14 protein-coding genes are annotated in these 15,999 nt (G+C 52.5%); 5 read left to right on the top strand and 9 right to left on the bottom strand.

Translation table 11 applies throughout. From position 1 onward, the window contains the following. Positions 1 to 21: 21 nt before the first annotated feature. Together BM334_RS02210 and BM334_RS02205 are read right to left on the bottom strand one after the other, a co-directional pair. Entirely contained in the window at positions 22 to 1,029 is a 1,008-nt protein-coding gene (locus BM334_RS02210) for an LPP20 family lipoprotein (protein WP_092837298.1), read from the bottom strand. Continuing rightward, positions 1,029 to 1,721: a hypothetical protein gene (locus BM334_RS02205; RefSeq protein ID WP_126801811.1), complete on the bottom strand. Its 693-nt coding sequence runs from the start codon at positions 1,719 to 1,721 to the stop codon at positions 1,029 to 1,031. Before BM334_RS02205 ends, BM334_RS02210 begins: the two co-directional genes overlap by 1 nt. A 185-nt stretch (positions 1,722 to 1,906) precedes the next feature. On the opposite strand from BM334_RS02205, the gene BM334_RS02200 reads away from it, so the two are divergent. Genes BM334_RS02200 through BM334_RS02190 form a run of 3 tightly spaced genes read left to right on the top strand, consistent with a single transcriptional unit; the run spans position 1,907 to position 4,781 of the window. Continuing rightward, a complete protein-coding gene (locus BM334_RS02200) occupies positions 1,907 to 2,659 on the top strand; it encodes a hypothetical protein (protein ID WP_092837292.1) in 753 nt (250 codons plus the stop codon). Positions 2,660 to 2,673: 14 nt separating this feature from the next. Then, the gene (locus BM334_RS02195) at positions 2,674 to 3,606 is read left to right on the top strand and encodes a hypothetical protein (RefSeq protein WP_126801810.1); all 933 of its coding nucleotides are present in this window, start codon (positions 2,674 to 2,676) and stop codon (positions 3,604 to 3,606) included. Continuing rightward, the gene (locus BM334_RS02190) at positions 3,603 to 4,781 is read left to right on the top strand and encodes a hypothetical protein (RefSeq protein WP_092837287.1); all 1,179 of its coding nucleotides are present in this window, start codon (positions 3,603 to 3,605) and stop codon (positions 4,779 to 4,781) included. The genes BM334_RS02195 and BM334_RS02190 overlap by 4 nt, the downstream gene beginning before the upstream one ends. Positions 4,782 to 4,847: 66 nt before the next feature. Here the strand turns inward: BM334_RS02190 and BM334_RS02185 are convergent, their stop codons facing one another. The 3 genes from BM334_RS02185 to BM334_RS02175 form a co-directional block, all read right to left on the bottom strand. Beyond that, entirely contained in the window at positions 4,848 to 5,414 is a 567-nt protein-coding gene (locus BM334_RS02185) for a hypothetical protein (RefSeq protein WP_092837284.1), read from the bottom strand. Positions 5,415 to 5,638: 224 nt separating this feature from the next. After that, entirely contained in the window at positions 5,639 to 8,338 is a 2,700-nt protein-coding gene (locus BM334_RS02180) for a putative bifunctional diguanylate cyclase/phosphodiesterase (protein ID WP_092837281.1), read from the bottom strand. A gap of 123 nt (positions 8,339 to 8,461) precedes the next feature. After that, positions 8,462 to 8,725, bottom strand: coding sequence for a hypothetical protein (locus BM334_RS02175; RefSeq protein WP_092837278.1), 264 nt, complete (start codon positions 8,723 to 8,725; stop codon positions 8,462 to 8,464). A gap of 153 nt (positions 8,726 to 8,878) precedes the next feature. Between BM334_RS02175 and BM334_RS02170 the strand changes: the two genes are divergently transcribed. Then, positions 8,879 to 10,312, top strand: a complete 1,434-nt coding sequence (locus tag BM334_RS02170) for an MBL fold metallo-hydrolase RNA specificity domain-containing protein (protein WP_092837275.1) — start codon at positions 8,879 to 8,881, stop codon at positions 10,310 to 10,312. 83 nt (positions 10,313 to 10,395) lie between these two features. On the opposite strand, the gene BM334_RS02165 is transcribed toward BM334_RS02170, so the two are convergent. Then, positions 10,396 to 10,812 (bottom strand): hypothetical protein, encoded by a 417-nt coding sequence (locus BM334_RS02165; RefSeq protein WP_092837271.1) that lies wholly within the window; start codon positions 10,810 to 10,812, stop codon positions 10,396 to 10,398. Between the two features lie 263 nt (positions 10,813 to 11,075). Here BM334_RS02165 and BM334_RS02160 point away from each other — a divergent pair, with 263 nt between their 5' ends. After that, positions 11,076 to 12,533, top strand: a complete 1,458-nt coding sequence (locus BM334_RS02160; protein WP_092837267.1) for a COG3904 family protein — start codon at positions 11,076 to 11,078, stop codon at positions 12,531 to 12,533. A 48-nt stretch (positions 12,534 to 12,581) separates the two neighbouring features. Here the strand turns inward: BM334_RS02160 and BM334_RS02155 are convergent, their stop codons facing one another. The 3 genes from BM334_RS02155 to BM334_RS02145 all read right to left on the bottom strand — a co-directional run bounded on the left by BM334_RS02155 (position 12,582) and on the right by BM334_RS02145 (position 15,984). Continuing rightward, positions 12,582 to 13,091 carry an NAD-dependent epimerase/dehydratase family protein gene (locus tag BM334_RS02155; RefSeq protein ID WP_092837264.1) on the bottom strand — a complete coding sequence of 170 codons (510 nt, stop codon included), beginning with the start codon at positions 13,089 to 13,091 and terminating at the stop codon, positions 12,582 to 12,584. Between the two features lie 172 nt (positions 13,092 to 13,263). Next, positions 13,264 to 15,162 carry a nucleoside-diphosphate sugar epimerase/dehydratase gene (locus BM334_RS02150; protein ID WP_338052139.1) on the bottom strand — a complete coding sequence of 633 codons (1,899 nt, stop codon included), beginning with the start codon at positions 15,160 to 15,162 and terminating at the stop codon, positions 13,264 to 13,266. Positions 15,163 to 15,435: 273 nt separating this feature from the next. Continuing rightward, positions 15,436 to 15,984, bottom strand: a complete 549-nt coding sequence (locus BM334_RS02145; protein WP_092837261.1) for a sugar transferase — start codon at positions 15,982 to 15,984, stop codon at positions 15,436 to 15,438. Positions 15,985 to 15,999: the final 15 nt, after the last annotated feature.

Genomic DNA, 15,999 nt, shown 5'->3' with positions numbered 1-15,999 from the left:
ATTCACAGGTTTAAAAACCAATTATTGAAACAACCACACACTCAATGGGCGGTCTAATAAATCCAGAATTTGTTGCTCAGCGTCCTGCTCAGCCTGGCTAGCCGAGTTACCTTTACCAACGGCGCGCAAGGTTTGCTGCTGTAATACTTTGGTTGGCGTGCTGGCCGGTGACACATGCACCACCACTTCGCGCCGCTCAAAAAACTGATTGCCTTTGTTGGCTGTTTGCTTTTTCTGCGTCAAACGCACCCACAAACGATCGTTTTCGGCACTGGGCAGCTGCGCGCTTAAGCCACCAACTAATGGCGTTAAGGTGCGGTCGGCAATCACGCGTACGCCGGCAACTTGCCACACACTTTGCACATCGCGCTGCAATTGCTCCAGCTGCATGCGCAGCATAGGTTGGCCGCCACCTAGGGCCGCCATAGCACGCTCTAAGCGCAATGCGTCTAAAATTTGTTGACGATACTGCAAGGCCCACAACAGCTGTGCCGTTTCGTCGTCATACGGAAACGCCAAGCTTTCAAAAGGCCGCACTTGATCGTGCAAACTGCTAATAATCGCTTCTTTGGGCACCGCTAACAGCACCGCAAACTCTATCCCGTCAGGGCTTTGTAATGCAGCCGCGCGTTGCTCTTCAATGCTTTCTACCTTAACCCCAAGCGCCTCAATGGCCGAGCGTTGCTCAAAGTCATCACGCACAGTGACCGCGGCGTTAGACTTGGCACGAGCCATTACACTGCGTTGCAACACTTGCACATCGGTCGAAATTTGCAGCACCACTTCCGCCAAAGCATGTTGGCGGGCAGCGCTTTTAGAAGCGCCAAAACCCAAGCCATACAGGTGGGTGTCTGGGTAATCAGAGGTAGGCGCAAAAACCCACTGCGGCCACTGCGCCAACTCATTGGCACCGGCTTGCATGGGTTCCTGTATAGGCTTTTGCATGGGCTTCAACATGGAAGCTTGAGCTGTGCCTGTTGCTGCTAAAGCTAGCAGCAACAGCGCACCAAACCACTTCAACAATGCCATTACGACTTCGCTTCTAACTCAGTCTGTAAAGCATTAATTGCTTCAATGGTTTCTTCGTCAATTGAAATCAACTCGCTTGCTTCAGTCGCTAAAGACAAGTGATCTTTCGCACGCTCTAAAGCTAAGAACACGTTGTTTTGCGGAGTTTGTTCACCGCCGCCCATTAAACCACCCAACGATGACAACGCCATCGCTTGTGCAATATCGCTGTTGTACTGAGCTAAAATATACGCAGCTTTACCGCCCTCAAGAACGATTTCGGCCAAAAGCTTTGCGTTTGCTTCACGTACAGACTCTAGTGCAGCATTGTAAGCAGCAATTTTAGCGGCAATTTTTTGATCTTCAGAAGGTGCCGTTGCGTCAAACTCAACAATCGCAAGCTTTAACTGCTCAGGTGTTGATTCGCGGTGGGCATACAAAAATGCTTGTACGTCAGCGTGGTTTTCAGCTTGTGTACGGTATTCTTGCATCACCTTCACTTGGCGCTCTGCAATAGAAGCAGCAATATTAAAAAACTCATCAGCCCCTGGTAAGACAGTCACCTTGTCATAACCCAACTCATCCATTTGAGCGGTAACATGGTTCATGTATTGAAAACGGTCCATTGAGGCTTTTTCTTCGTCACTCGTTGATGAACAACCAGTGATAACTAAAGATGCGGCAAGTAATGCCGGGGCAAGTAACTTTTTCATTGTTATGGTCTCTCCATGAATGGTATTCGTCATCCAGATATCTGGAATTGCAAAGTAAATAATTTGTAAACATGTTGCAAGAATTTTTTTTAACATTTGCCAATTTGTTCTTGAACACGCGCCCTATTCAATGGCATATTTGACCCCTGTTTACATAATCTTTACGCTTTTCGGATGAGGCGGCCATGAACAACAAACTGCAGAAAAAAACAACAAAATCAACTATGTTATTGGTTATAGCCAGTACGATTGGGCTGACATTAAGCGCTCCAACCCAAGCACAAGAGCTAAAATTGGCCGACGAGCAATTTTCTGAGCAGTATGCTTCCAACGTTCCGGTCAGTGGCCGCATTTTGGTCGGCACCGTGCTGGTCGGTAGCCTGGGGGCGAATGCGAGCTCTGGCGAGGGTTCCGGCGAGGGAGCTGGCGAATTTGCCGTGCGCCTGCCAAGCACTACAGTTAAAGACGTGTGCGTAAAAGTGCAGTCGCGCGACGGTAGTTACAGCTCAGAAAATAGCTACCAGCTTGAGCAAGCCGAAGCCGGCGGCGTTTTCCCGCTAGAATACCCGTCCAAGCATATCGATATGTTAAAAAACATGAAGGCAAACGAAATCGCGGTCGTCAGCACACCCGGCAAATGCACCAACAGTCAACAAATCGATAGCGTATATGTCAGTTACCGCGGTCAACCGGCCGACGACAGCAAGTTATATGTATTAGCAAACTCAGGCCGCAGCGACGTGTTCATGCGCCTGCAAGTAGCCAACAGCAATAGCAATTACCGTTGCAGCGCCATCACTGACGGCGTACGCACCGGCTTCGACACCATGTGTGAATTAGACATGGCCGCTCTGCAGCCAGGTGAAAACAAAATCACCTTGTTGCGTCGTCAGTCTGGCCGCATGTTGCCGCCCGTTGAATTTAACTTGTTATTCTAATGCGCCTATCATTTATGAGAGACAGCACCCGTTTAGGCTTTTTCGTGATTGTGGCGCGTCGCTTGCGCCATCTTATGCAGTGTGGGTGGCCACGACGGTTAATCATTCTTAGCATTGTTACCGTCATGATTAGCCTGTTGGCCTACGTCATGTTCGCCGAACGGGTGAATATTTATACCGTGAGCGCCAAAACCGATATTTTAAAAGTGACGATTGCGGAAAACGGCATCAACCAATGGGAAATTCCGCAGCACGCCGAAATTATTGATTTTTTCGCCGCCGAACAAATTCCGCTTGAAGGCTCAGAGAGTTATATTCACGTAGCCGCCGGAACCGTGGCCACCATGACCATTGATCACAACAAAGAACGCTTAGTGATCACCCTCGAGAACAATAGCGAAGGTGGCTCTGTGGGCGAGGTAGAAAGCAATTTCAACTACACCCCGTTGGGCCAATATGTGGATATTGTTTTCACCCAACCACAACAGCTTATATTCCCGTTTCGTGGCTCCATGATTTTGGGCGACGACGTGGCCGCTGGGGTGGATGCGGTGCTGCGCGAAGGCAGCATTCGTATTATTGAACAAGAATTACTCGGCGACGTGCGTTATATCTCGGGCGAGTTTCAATTAGACGAAGGCGACCGCGTTACGCTGCATAACGACTTTGAATACCAACAAGACGTGGTGCTACGCGGGTTTGTCCGCTATGAACCGGGCGAGCCTATGGCTGTTACCGCCCACGGTGAAACCACTGTCGCCCGCGTTGAGCGTATGGGCAGCACCGGCTACGACGCCAAAACCTCAATGTGGAAGCGTTTCGCCAATGACCCTGTGGTTATCGCCATGACCAGTTTGTATGCAGTCATGTTCTTAATTCTAGAAATGATGGTGCTGTTGCGTAGCATTTTCGCCGTGCCACGTACCGAAGAGCAACAATCACCATGAGCTTGAGTTATTTTCGTCGCCAGGCTGTTGCGCTAGCAGTTTTTACCGGGGTTACCGCCGTTAGCGATGTCGGTGGTATTAACACGGCCTACGCGCAGGCCACCGATATCACCCAAACCTTTGTCGAGGCGGGTGAAATTGGCCAAGGCTTCTTGTTAAAGCGCCTTGACGCTTGTTACTTGATCACTCCAGAGCACGTGGTGAACGACGCCTTTTTTGCCAGTGTCACCGCCGGTAATGCGCAGCGCAGCCGCGGCGATGCAACCGCAATTCAAACCTTGGGCTATGACTTAGCTATTTTGGGCGTGACGGGTAACGCGCAGCGCCAATGTGGCATTGATTACGCCAGTTTCGTCAGCGCCACCACCGACGTTTTAAAGTCATTAAAAAGCGCAACCCAGCTAAGCGTGAGCACCATTAGTGCCGACGGCGCGCGCGTACTCACCCCAGCCAATATTGCCTCGGTTGATCTGTTGCGCTTGTATATTCAACCAACCGACGCCAATACCCCACTCATGCAAGGCATGAGCGGTAGCTTGGTATTCGCCGGCAACACCCCGGTCGGCATGTTGCAGTCAGTGGACGCCAACACCAGCCAAGGCGTGGTGCTGCGCATTGACCGGTTGCTTGAAACCATTAACCCATTTTTCAACGACGGCTTAAGCATTACTAGCGAAACACCGTTAACGCAGTTGCAGCAAACCCTTGAGCTAACCGCATGGTCGCATGCCTCACCGGCGCAAATCAGCGCGCAATTTATCAGCGACGGCGACAAAACCAGCCACTGGCGTTACCGTTTGCAGCAAGGCCCGCAAAGTATTGGCGAACACAACCCCTTGCATGCCTACCGCATAGCCAACCAAGTGCGCTTGCAGTTTAGTTTAGGCGCCAGCGCAGAAGCACCGCTGCAGAATATCAGCAGCATAACCTTCAGCAACTATAGCGATGAGCGCGACAGTTTTATTCGCGACTTTGAAATTTTGGCAAGCCGGAAAGCTGAGGGAGCTGGCTGGGTGCCAGTTTATGCGGGCACTTGGATGATCGGCGAGAAAGATAAAACCGTGCAACTAAACAACGTGGCGGCACGGCGGTTAATGCTGGTGGCGCGTTCGCACTGGAACCCAGACGCCACCGACATTGTTATTTCAGAAGTGACTATTACCAATAACGAATAACCAATAACGAATAACCGATAACGAATAACGAATAACCGATAACGAATAACGAATAACGAATAAGCGTTAAAACAAGTCAATTGTGGCAGGTAGGCTAATACCGCCACACACCACGTTACCACGTAGCAAGCTGCTGTCGTCTAACTCAAACTTGGCGCTACACGCATTTTGGCTCAGCGTCACTTGAATTCCAGCCACTTCACCCACGCCATTATGGCTACCGCTAAATTGGCGCACTTCAAAGCGCCCGTTGTGCTCGTCATAACCGCGCACCTGCACATTCAGCACGCCACCGAGCGACTCGCGCAAGCGGTTGGCATTGCGGTCATCACCTTCTCCAAGCTCTACTCGTAACAATTGGGTCTCGTTGAATCTGTGGCTTAAAGTAATCGCACGGGCCACATCATCGGCGCTCGAAAACCCCACCGCGTAGGCCAGTTCACGCATGGCGGTGTCTTTTGACTGCAGCATATTGCTTAGCGCAGCACTGCGTACGTTCACATCAGCATGGTTCAGCAGCTGCTTGGCTTTCGCCAGCTCGTTGGCCTGCTTATGCACCTGCTGCTCAAGACTTTGTGCTTCGGCTTGCGTTGCCGTTACTGCGAGCAGCGCAGCTAAAATAATCTTTCGCATAACATCTCCTTGTTTCAACGGATGTAGCCCGGCGTTTCACGCCGGGACGGGCGAAGCCCGGTTATTCACGCCGGGACGGGTGTAGCCCGGCGTTTCACGCCGGGACGGGCGCAGCCCGGTTATTCACGCCGGGACGGATGTAGCCCGGCGTTTCACGCCGGGACGGGCGCAGCCCGGTTATTCTATCCACCACCGCAAATCTTCATAAATTCAAGAGGCTGCGCCTACAGCTCTTCCAAAGGCACTGGCCGGCCAAAATAAAATCCCTGCATGTAATTACAGCCAAGCTCAGTCACAAACTCAGCCTGCTGCGGCGTTTCCACGCCCTCAGCCACCACCGCAAAATTCAAACTCTGCGCAATTTTAATCACCGAGCCAATCAATACACGGTCAGCACGATGCGTGCGAATGCCTGCCACAAAACTGCGGTCAATTTTCACTTTGTCTACCGGCAAACGCTTCAAATAACTCAGCGACGAGAACCCAGTACCAAAGTCATCTAAACTAATCGTAATATTTTTCTGGCGTAAATTCTGCAGTACTTCCACCGCGTAGTCGGTGTTTTCCATCAAAATACTTTCTGTTAGCTCAAGCTCCAACCACTCTGGCTTACAGCCGGTTTCTTCCAACGTTTGCTCCAAAAACGGCGTAAACTCCGTGCGATTAAAGTGCAAGGTTGACAGATTCACCGCCACTTTCATTGGCCCCTGCTCTTGCAGCTTCACCGCCGCCTCACACGCGCGACGAAACACCCACTCGCTCAACGGAATAATCTGCCCCGTCATTTCGGCCAATGGAATAAACTCAGAAGGCGGAATAAAACGGCCCGGCTCACGTTCCCAGCGTAACAGCGCCTCGTAACCTACGGTGTCACCATCGCTGCAGCGCACAATAGGCTGAAAGTGCAACGCCAAGTCATTACGCTCAATGGCCTCTTGCAAGCTAGAGCGCATGGCCGCCGAGGTTTTAAACTGCAAGCTCATGCTGTCTTGATAAATTTGCACATGGTTATGGCCCTGCCGCTTGGCTTGGTGCATCGCCATATCAGCCCGCTGAATAAGCTCCAGCGGCGCATATTGGTCTTCGGTTTGGTGCGCCACACCAATACTGGCAGTTAAGTAAATTTTGTGGTGCATAATGCGATAAGGCTGCGCCACCGCACTCAAAATACTTGAGGTGATTTCGCTGACAGCCTCGGCGTCTTCATGCATATTTTGCATTACAATTAAGAACTCGTCGCCGCCAAAACGCGCCAACATACCACGCTTACCAATAATATTTTTTAGCCGCTGCGCAAGCACTTGAAGTAAGCGGTCACCAACTTGCAAACCCAAGCTGTCGTTAATTAACGTGAAGCCGTCTAGGTCAATAAACATGGCGGTTAAATCGCGCTGTTTATGAAACCGGTCGGCAATCATATTTTCAATAGTGGTACGGTTATAAAGCCCAGTGAGTGCATCGTGCTCAGCCTGAAACCGCAATTGCCGCCCCTGCACTACCAGCTCGCGGTTACGCTCTACCGTTAATGCCAAAAACATCACAATGGCCATGCCGGCTAAAGTCACCAAAACTTGTAAATTCGAGCGCGACTGCAGCTCACTTAAGTCATACAAATACGAGAATATCGGCGTATTCTGGGTATAGTCGGTATCTAGCGCACTTTCGTATAAAAACAGCGCATTACGCGACAAATATTCTAGCGTCGCGTCACTCACCCACTGGCCATATTGATCTAGCAATAAGCCATTCGAAATAGCGGTATAAGTGTAAATTGGCGAACGGTAGGTTAAGGTTTGGCTGGCCAGCATTTCCTGCACGTTAATCACCGCCAACATGCCAAAATAACCCGGTTCAAACTCATCGCCGTCAAAATCCACTGGCACGTGCACGTACAACAAAGCACCACCACGGGTATGCTTCATCGAAGCCACCAGCATTTGTACCTCGGCTTGTCGAATGGGATTAAACTGCTGCTGCAAGTATTGATCATCGCGGTACAACTCAGTGTAAGAGCGCGGGTCATCCGCGCGCTTGCGTTCCCACATCAGCTCATTACCACGGCGCAGAATAACCGCTTCAAGAAATTGCACGTCTCGCAAATACGAAGCGATATCCAGCTCCATCAGCCTATCGTGCTGTTCGGGCGGGTAGTTTTCCCAACGGCTAGCCAAGCGTTGCAAGGTTTTAACATGCTGGTTACCGGCCGCCCGGCGCGACAAGTTTAACGTGTTGGCAGCGTCTTCACCGCGCAACCGCAGCTCGTTCATTTCGCCATGAAACAGCACCACGCCCACCACACTCGAAGCTAACAACCCCACCACCGCAATCGCAGTAGTAAACAAACTAACGCACGGCATGGGTTGTTCGCTGGCGGTACTTAAATTCCACAGCGCCATTAGCATCATCAACACCAGCGAGCCCGACACCAAGCTTCCCACTGGGTGGCGCGCTAATAGCGGCGCTTCATACACAAAATGCATGGAAATAACGGTTAGCAGCACAAAAACTGCCACTAAACTAAGGAATTTTTGCAGCCGAATGGCCCACAAGGCCTCTAAACGAAGCGCCAGCCACAGCGAGCAAATGCCGCTAGTAATATAAAGGCTGTCATGAATTTGGGCACTGAAGCTGTCAAAAACGCTACCGAGCAGGCCGTCTACCGAAGCAATAACGCCCACCACGGCGAACGTACGCGACACCAACGCCTTCCACTCTTTATGGCTGCGCAAGTCATAGGTCAGCACGGAAATGCCCACCGCTAAGGCGGCAACTAACAACGAAGAACTTAAAGTATGATAAAGCTGAAGTTGAGTTGGCTCGAACACGCGATAAAGCAGAATAACCAACCCTGAAATACATAGCGCTGCACCAAGTACCAGGTTTACGACCGAGCGAGCCTGTTGGTCAACTTGGATTATCTGCATAACGGCAATCGCATGTCAGCGCCTCATTCTTTTTATGGTTATTATGTTGTCAATATAACCATAACGAACGCTGTTGACTAGTACCGAATATGTAAATTCGGGCAATTCGAGAAGCTTCGAAGCTTAGTCCGCAAACAACGCAATTTGTAGGCGTTTAAAGAAAGAAGCCGAGCGCGGAATAGTCCAAACTTTACCCTTGCGATCGCGAAACTCCGCGTGGGTTAAAATGGGTGAGCGTCGTAACTCATGAATAGCGCGACTTAAAGCAGCGTGATTTGACTCGGTTTTCGGCACGCCAATATCCGAAAGTTTTTCATGGCCGTTAAAAAGACTTATTTTACGGCCTTTTCGACGCTGTTCGCTGCCATCATGCTGATCTGCACTCATTTTTAGTTATTTTCCATCTGTTTTGAGCAGGCAAGTATTGTAAGGACTTTGTAAAGAATAATCTATAATTTGTTTTAAACATATACATGCAAAACGGATAGCCTTGTGTTAAGTTCTGATTAACTTTTGACCAAAATCGTGTAAGGCATTGATATGCAACAAAACAAGGAAGTCATTCACCACGGCGCCGGCGAAGGCGTAACCGGTTCTTGCCATGAATTTTTTATGTCTGCGCAGGCTTCGGTGCTTATTGACTGCGGCATGTTTCAAGGGCCAGACGCCTTTGCTTTCGGTGCGGGTTCCGGTTCAGATTCGGGTTCTGGCTTCGGGCAAGACATCAACTTTTCTTTAGACGCCGTACAAGCCTTAGTGATCACCCACTGCCATATTGACCACGTTGGGCGCCTACCGGCACTGCTGGCCGCCGGCTTTCGCGGCCCCATATATTGCACCCCGGCCACCGCCGCCTTACTACCGCTGGTGCTCGAAGACGCCATGAAAGTCGCTGACTACTCAGCGAGCGTCGCCACTACCGTATTAAAGCGCGTACACGCGCAGCTGCACGCCGTCCCGCTTGATGTTTGGGTAGAGGGGGGTGCAGACCCCGGTCCGGACCAGGGTCTGCACCCTTTTCACCCCTATCGCATGCGGCTGCGAAACGCCGGCCATATAATGGGCTCAGCCTACGTAGAATTTGAGTCATTAGAACAGCGCGACGCCAACGGCTTGCCACGCCGAGTGGTGTTCTCAGGCGACCTCGGCTGCAAGAACACGCCATTATTGCCTGACCCAACACCGCTGGAATACGCTGATTTGCTGGTACTCGAGAGCACCTACGGTGACCGCCTGCACGAAAGCCGCGCCTCACGCCGCTTCCGCTTAAAAGCCGTCATTGAAAAAGCGTTCGTTGATCGCGGCGCGGTACTTATTCCCGCTTTTAGTATTGGCCGCACGCAAGAACTGCTGTACGAAATTGAAGACCTAATTCACGAAGACCCAAAATGGCGAAAAATGACGGTGATACTCGATTCGCCGTTAGCAAGCGCTTACACCAAGCAATATCGCCGGCTAAAAGGCCTGTGGGACGAAGAAGCGCGAGAGCGCCTGGCCGATGACCGCCACCCTTTGAATTTCGAACGCCTGCACGTGGTAGAAAGCCACCGCGAGCACACGCAAATTGTTGAATTATTAGAAGCACGCGGCGAACCCGCCATTGTCATTGCCGCCAGCGGCATGTGCAGCGGCGGCCGCATTATGAATTACCTAAAGGCACTAATCGGCGACGAACGAACCGACGTGGTGTTTGTGGGCTACCAAGCGGTGGGCACGCCCGGCCGCCAAATACAAGAATACGGCCCGCGCGGCGGCTACGTGGTGCTTGACCACCAGCGATACCCCATCCGCGCGCAAATTCACACCATTGGCGGCTACAGCGCCCACGCCGATCAACGCGAATTGCTAGAGTTTTTGCAAACTACCGTAAAACCGGTCAGCGATGTCCGCCTAGTACACGGCGAAACCAGCGCCAAAGCCGCCCTCGCCGCCGCCATCCGCAGCACTAACCTCATCACCGGCACCGTTTCGTAGCAGAGAGGGGTGCAGACCCGGGGCGGCCCCTGGTCCGGACCAGGGTCTGGAGCGGGGTCTGGACCAGGGGCCGCCCCCTTCTCTTAGTTACAAGAAGAAGAAGTTAGCGACAATTTTGGTGCGACTTTCTTCTCAGGGTCATCGATTTTTACGGTGTGCATATAGACGGAAACCGACACGCCACAGGCAGTGGTTAGTGCAAACGTCGTTGCAGAGCCTACAGCCATACTGTTCTTCAAAAACACTGACTTGTCGTCTTCCGAAATTTTCAAATCGAAACGTGACGTGTTTTCAACCGCTGAAACGAACGTATCACCGCCGGTTATACCAACAACACCCACGCTGTCGGCAGGCAAGTACAAATGGATGACCGAGTTTTGCGCCTGAAGAGAGCTAATTTCATATGGGCCTACTGCTTTCACGACGTCTTCCACAACCGGAACTGATTGCGCAAGCGCGGCAAATGGGGTCAAGAATAAGAATGGGAGAAGTTTTTTCATTGGTCCCTCAATTTATAGTTAGTTATTGTTTAATATATTGTTTGGCACATGTTAACCAGTGCTCGAGCTAGCATATCTTGACTAGCGAATCTTGCAAGCATTGCGTTCGGTGCTGACAAAGGGGTGCAGACCCGGGGCGGCCTCTGGTCCGGACCAGGGTCTGCCCCCCTCTCTACCCCTCTCTCCCCCTCTCTACCCCTCTCTCGACTAAAAAGCACCTTCGTTGTACTATCCCCACTCACAACAACAAAACAACAACAACAATGAAAAACTACATCAAGCGCCACTGGCGCGGCGAACTGTCACTCGCCAAAGCATTTTGGGTAAACGGCGCGCTACTTGGCATGGCCATGAACTTTCTGTTCGGCGTCTTCAATTACGCTGGGCTTACCGACGGCATGCACTGGCAAGCGCGCGTAGCGGTAGTCATTCTGCTACCCGCCATTTTAATCACCGTTGGCGTGTGGCAAATTGTCGGCATTTGGCGCAGCGCCGAAAACTACACCCGCAGCAAATTCTTACCCTTTCTAGTTAAATTTATTATGGGCATGAACGCGTTGGCCCTGGTCGTGACGCCATTTGCCATACTCGCGCAGCTGCAAGTTTTGCTCAGCGGCATATTGACGCCGACCTACCAAGTCGACGTTTCCGACGACCGCAACACACTACTCGTAAACGGCGAAATTAACCTAGGCATTTCCGACGACATTGAACAACTGCTTGAACAACACCGAGGCGTCACACGGGTGCAACTAAGTAGCATTGGCGGCGACCTCGACGAGTCGTATCGCGTGCAAGATATTATTCAGCTGCACCGCCTCGACACCTATGTGGAAGACTATTGCTACTCGGCCTGTACGCTGGTGTTTATTGCGGGGCGCAACCGTGTGATCAGCAGCGACGCCGTACTCGGTTTTCATCAGTATGAAATGTCGCTGAAAACCCGAGAATCGGACGCCATGGCGCAGCGTATGCAAAACAAAGACGCCGTTTACTTCCGCAACCGCGGCGTGTCTCAAGCCTTTACCAACAAGATGTTTCAGGCCGCCAACGACGACATGTGGGAGCCAACCCGCGAAGAATTGCTGCAGGCCGGCGTGGTGCACCGCATTCACAATATCGTCGAAGAAGAGCTACTGAGTTTACCGGCGTTTCAAATTATTGCAGCGCGCAAACCAGCAGAGTTTCAGCAGCTCGTAGAAGAAATTGACGCCGTACCGCGCGACGAAGATGCGCCAGATATTGTCGCAGCCATGGTGCAAAACTTCACCTTGAACATGCGCATTGAAGCGCTAGCGTCGGCCCCCGATGAGTTGGTGATGGAAAACATTCGCCAAGAACTGGCCATGTACAAAGCGCTCAATGCAGCGCAGCCTTTACTCTGCGTGCAGGCGTTGTACCCGCAAAACTTTGGCTTTGTCAGCTCAGCGCAGTTAGCGCCGTATATCGATCAAGCCGCCGCAGACCAGCTACTGTTAGACGTTTTAGAAAGTGGCCTCGGTCAACCAACCGCCATCATTGACTACACCCCAGCCGAGGACGACCTAGTAGAAATATTGATGATTATGGGCGAACGTGCCGACCCGCTGCGCACCGACATTCCCGACAACACCGAAGGCTACCGCGCACATTGTTCGGCTTTGATCGAGCTTTACGAAACCACGTTCAGCACGCTGCCGTATGACCGCCAGGTGAATTTGGTGCGCTACCTCACCGAGTGACGAGAGAGGGGTGCAGACCCTGGTCTGGACCAGGGGCCGCCCCCTCCTCTAATGCGAGAAAGTTGCCACCCACTCCGCATCAGCCGCACAAACATCGGCAACCAATCGCTGAACCGCGGCCACAGAACCATCAGCCCCGCCATCAACAGCGCCAGCACCGGAACCGCCAGCCCCGCCAAACTCTAACGACAGCCGCTTCAGGCCAAACTCTTCCATAACCTGCAAAAGAATCAGCGTGCCGGCCAAGTTGTTCTCGTAGCATTCCAGCGGCGATAAGCCAGAACCGCCAGAAACACCAGCAACAGTCCCACCAACAAACGCACAATGCACCACCGAAGCTATCGCATTCTCGCGAAACACGCGCTGCAAAAACGCGCCATCGCGCACATCGCCCTTCACACAATCAAAGTCGCGCCCCGTAGCCGCAGCCACAGCCTGCAACGCCTCCACCGTGCCCGAACTAAAGTTATCCAGCACCAACACCTCGTGGCCTGCTTGCAACAATTCAATGACCGAGCGTGAGCCGGTAGCGCCAGCACCGCCTGTAACCAATATCATTATGTGATTTCCACTTATGAGTGACTTCTAAAAGCACTTACCCATGCGTCGCGCTATGTCGCCTACTGTATCAAATGCTCGACCCAGAAACGACAAAAGCGGCACCGAACGTCGATGCCGCTTTTGCTAGCATGGTGCAGAGCATGGTCCGGACCGGGGTCTGCACCCCTCTCTACAACCGATGCAACCAAAGCAAGTCATTCACCCCATCTTCAGTAGGCGCATACCCACACGGCGCACTCAAAAGCAGCGCACGTAGCTCGTCAATCTTAAAATTCTGGCAGGCGTCATCCAGCGCATCCAGCAGCCCCGACATTTCAGCCCATGGCAGAAACGCCTCTTGCGCTTGGCAAATGCGCGGATGCGCGCACTCCACCACGTTGTCACCTATCAACAATTCTTCGTACAGCTTCTCGCCGGGGCGTAACCCGGAAAATTCAATCGAGATGTCGCCATGAGGATTCGACGCATCGCGCACTTCCAAGCCCGACAAATGAATCATCTTGCGCGCTAGGTCGACAATACGCACCGGCTCGCCCATATCCAGCACAAACACCGAGCCCGAGGTGCCCATGGTGCCGGCCTGAATCACCAACTGCGCGGCTTCAGGAATGGTCATAAAGTAGCGGGTAATTTCCGGGTGAGTCACCGTAACCGGGCCGCCCTCGGCAATTTGGCGCTTAAACAGCGGCACCACCGAGCCCGACGAGCCCAATACGTTACCAAAGCGCACCATGCAAAACCGCGTCGACACATCAGCGCGCGAAGCCAAGCCCTGCAGCACCAGCTCCGACAGGCGCTTGGTGGTGCCCATCACGTTCGTGGGCCGCACGGCTTTGTCGGTAGAAATAAGCACAAACTGCTCCACGCCCGCGGCAATGGCCGCCTCGGCAGTATACCAAGTGCCGAACACATTGTTGCGCACGCCTTCCACCATATTAAATTCAACTAATGGCACGTGCTTGTACGCGGCCGCGTGGTATACGGTCTGCACCTTAAACGCCTTCATCACCGCCTCAACGCGGTTGCGCCGCTGCACCGTGCCAATCATTGGGTAAATAGGCACATCCAGCCCCAAGCGCGCAGCCATAGCGCGCAGCTCGTTATCAATGCTGTACAGCCCATATTCACTTAGCTCGTACAACACCAACGCGGCGGGTTTTTGCTGAATAATTTGGCGGCAAAGCTCCGAGCCAATCGAGCCTCCGGCGCCCGTAACCAACACCACTTTGCCGCGAATATGCTGCTGCATAAGCGCTGGCTCTGGGTCCACGGGGTCGCGGCCAAGCAGATCTTCAATGTGCACGTCTTGCAGGGCATCAATGGCAAGCTCGCCATTCACCATATCGGCCATGCCGGGCACGGTTTGCACGCGCACGTTTAACGGCTCTAACGACTCTAAAATTTGTTTACGCACCGAGCGCGGTGCCGAAGGCAGCGCTAGCAATATGCGCTCAACATGTGAAGAGCGTACGGCCTCGGCCACACGTGAAGGGTCAATAACCGGAATGCCCAAAATAGTCGAGCGCTGCAGGGTGACGTCGTCATCGACAAACACCACCGGGTGGAACTGCTCGCCGTTGATCAGCGCCTGCGCCAGTTGGCGCCCGGCAGAGCCCGCGCCATAAATCATCACTCGAGTTTTACGACGGCTAACCATGCGGTGATACATTTCGCGCATGGCCAAGCGGCTTCCGCCAATAAGCAGTAATGCTACTAAGCCGAAGTTCACCACGGCTTCAAGCGGCAACGCCACGCCAATAAAGTGCACCAAGGCGTACAGCCACAGGGTGGCAACAAACACGCCGGCAAACACCAAGCCCAGAGCTCGGATACTGACATAGCGCACCACCGCACGATACAACCCTAACTTAGTAAAGATCGCCAACGAGCCAACCGCTAAGCCTACGTATACCCCGGCCCACTGCCACAAATGGACTGGCATATTCAGGCTAAACGACAAACAGTAAGCAATAGCTAACGCCAGCAGTAGCGCCGCAGAATCGGCAACTAAGCTAACCACTCGTTTCACAGAGCGTGGAAGTTGCAAAAGTTGACTAAGCAGGTTCACGTGCAATACATCCTAATTGTGCAGAAAGGTAGCTCCGACACCATAGGCAATCCGCTGCCTCGGTAGGTAAAACATTGGCGCAAGTATAGCTTTGTTAACGGGGTGTTACAAGGATTTGCAAAGTAAGAAAGGAGTTTGGGGGAAAGAGAAGGGGAGCCGATTGAAATGAATGCCCATAACGACAAAAGCGTAGTCAAAACTAACTTTTACAAAATACACTATTTGACCATCCGTTGGGAGGCAATAGCCCCCTGTGTGTCAAGTTGCGAGAGTTCACCTTACTCGATCACCACTGCCGCGGCCAGCGACGGTCATGAAAATGTACTTGAAGTAGTCGCCCACGCTCAGAGAGGCAAGCATGCGGGCGTCGGTTTCGGCGAGCAGGACCGGGGTGGACATGTCGATTTCGTTGACTTGAGCCAAGCCGGTGATGCCAGGGCGAGCGTCGAGCACTCCGCGAGCGCGGCGCTCCTCGATGAGTTCTTCTTGGTTAAACAGGCAAGGACGCGGACCAACCAAGCTCATTTCGCCTTTCAAAACGTTCCACAGCTGTGGGAGCTCGTCTAGCTTGGTGCGGCGCAGGAAGTGTCCGAAGCGCGTAATTGAGGCGGAACTCGCGAGGTGAGATGCGACTGACGCAGTATCGACGCGCATGGTGCGAAACTTAACCAAAATAAACGGTTGGCCATGGCGGCCAACACGCTCTTGGCGGAACAGTGGTGAGCCCGTGTCAAACAGTCCGATAATGAACAGAATGACAAACACGGGAAAGCCCACAACTAATCCCACCAGCGAAAAGAAGAAATCAAATATTCGAGACACTTTATATTTATCCCC

The organism is Pseudidiomarina donghaiensis (genome assembly GCF_900116895.1).
GTDB lineage: Bacteria > Pseudomonadota > Gammaproteobacteria > Enterobacterales > Alteromonadaceae > Pseudidiomarina > Pseudidiomarina donghaiensis.
The sequence above is the reverse complement of the archived record's forward strand: the minus strand, read 5'-3'. Positions and strand labels throughout refer to the sequence as shown.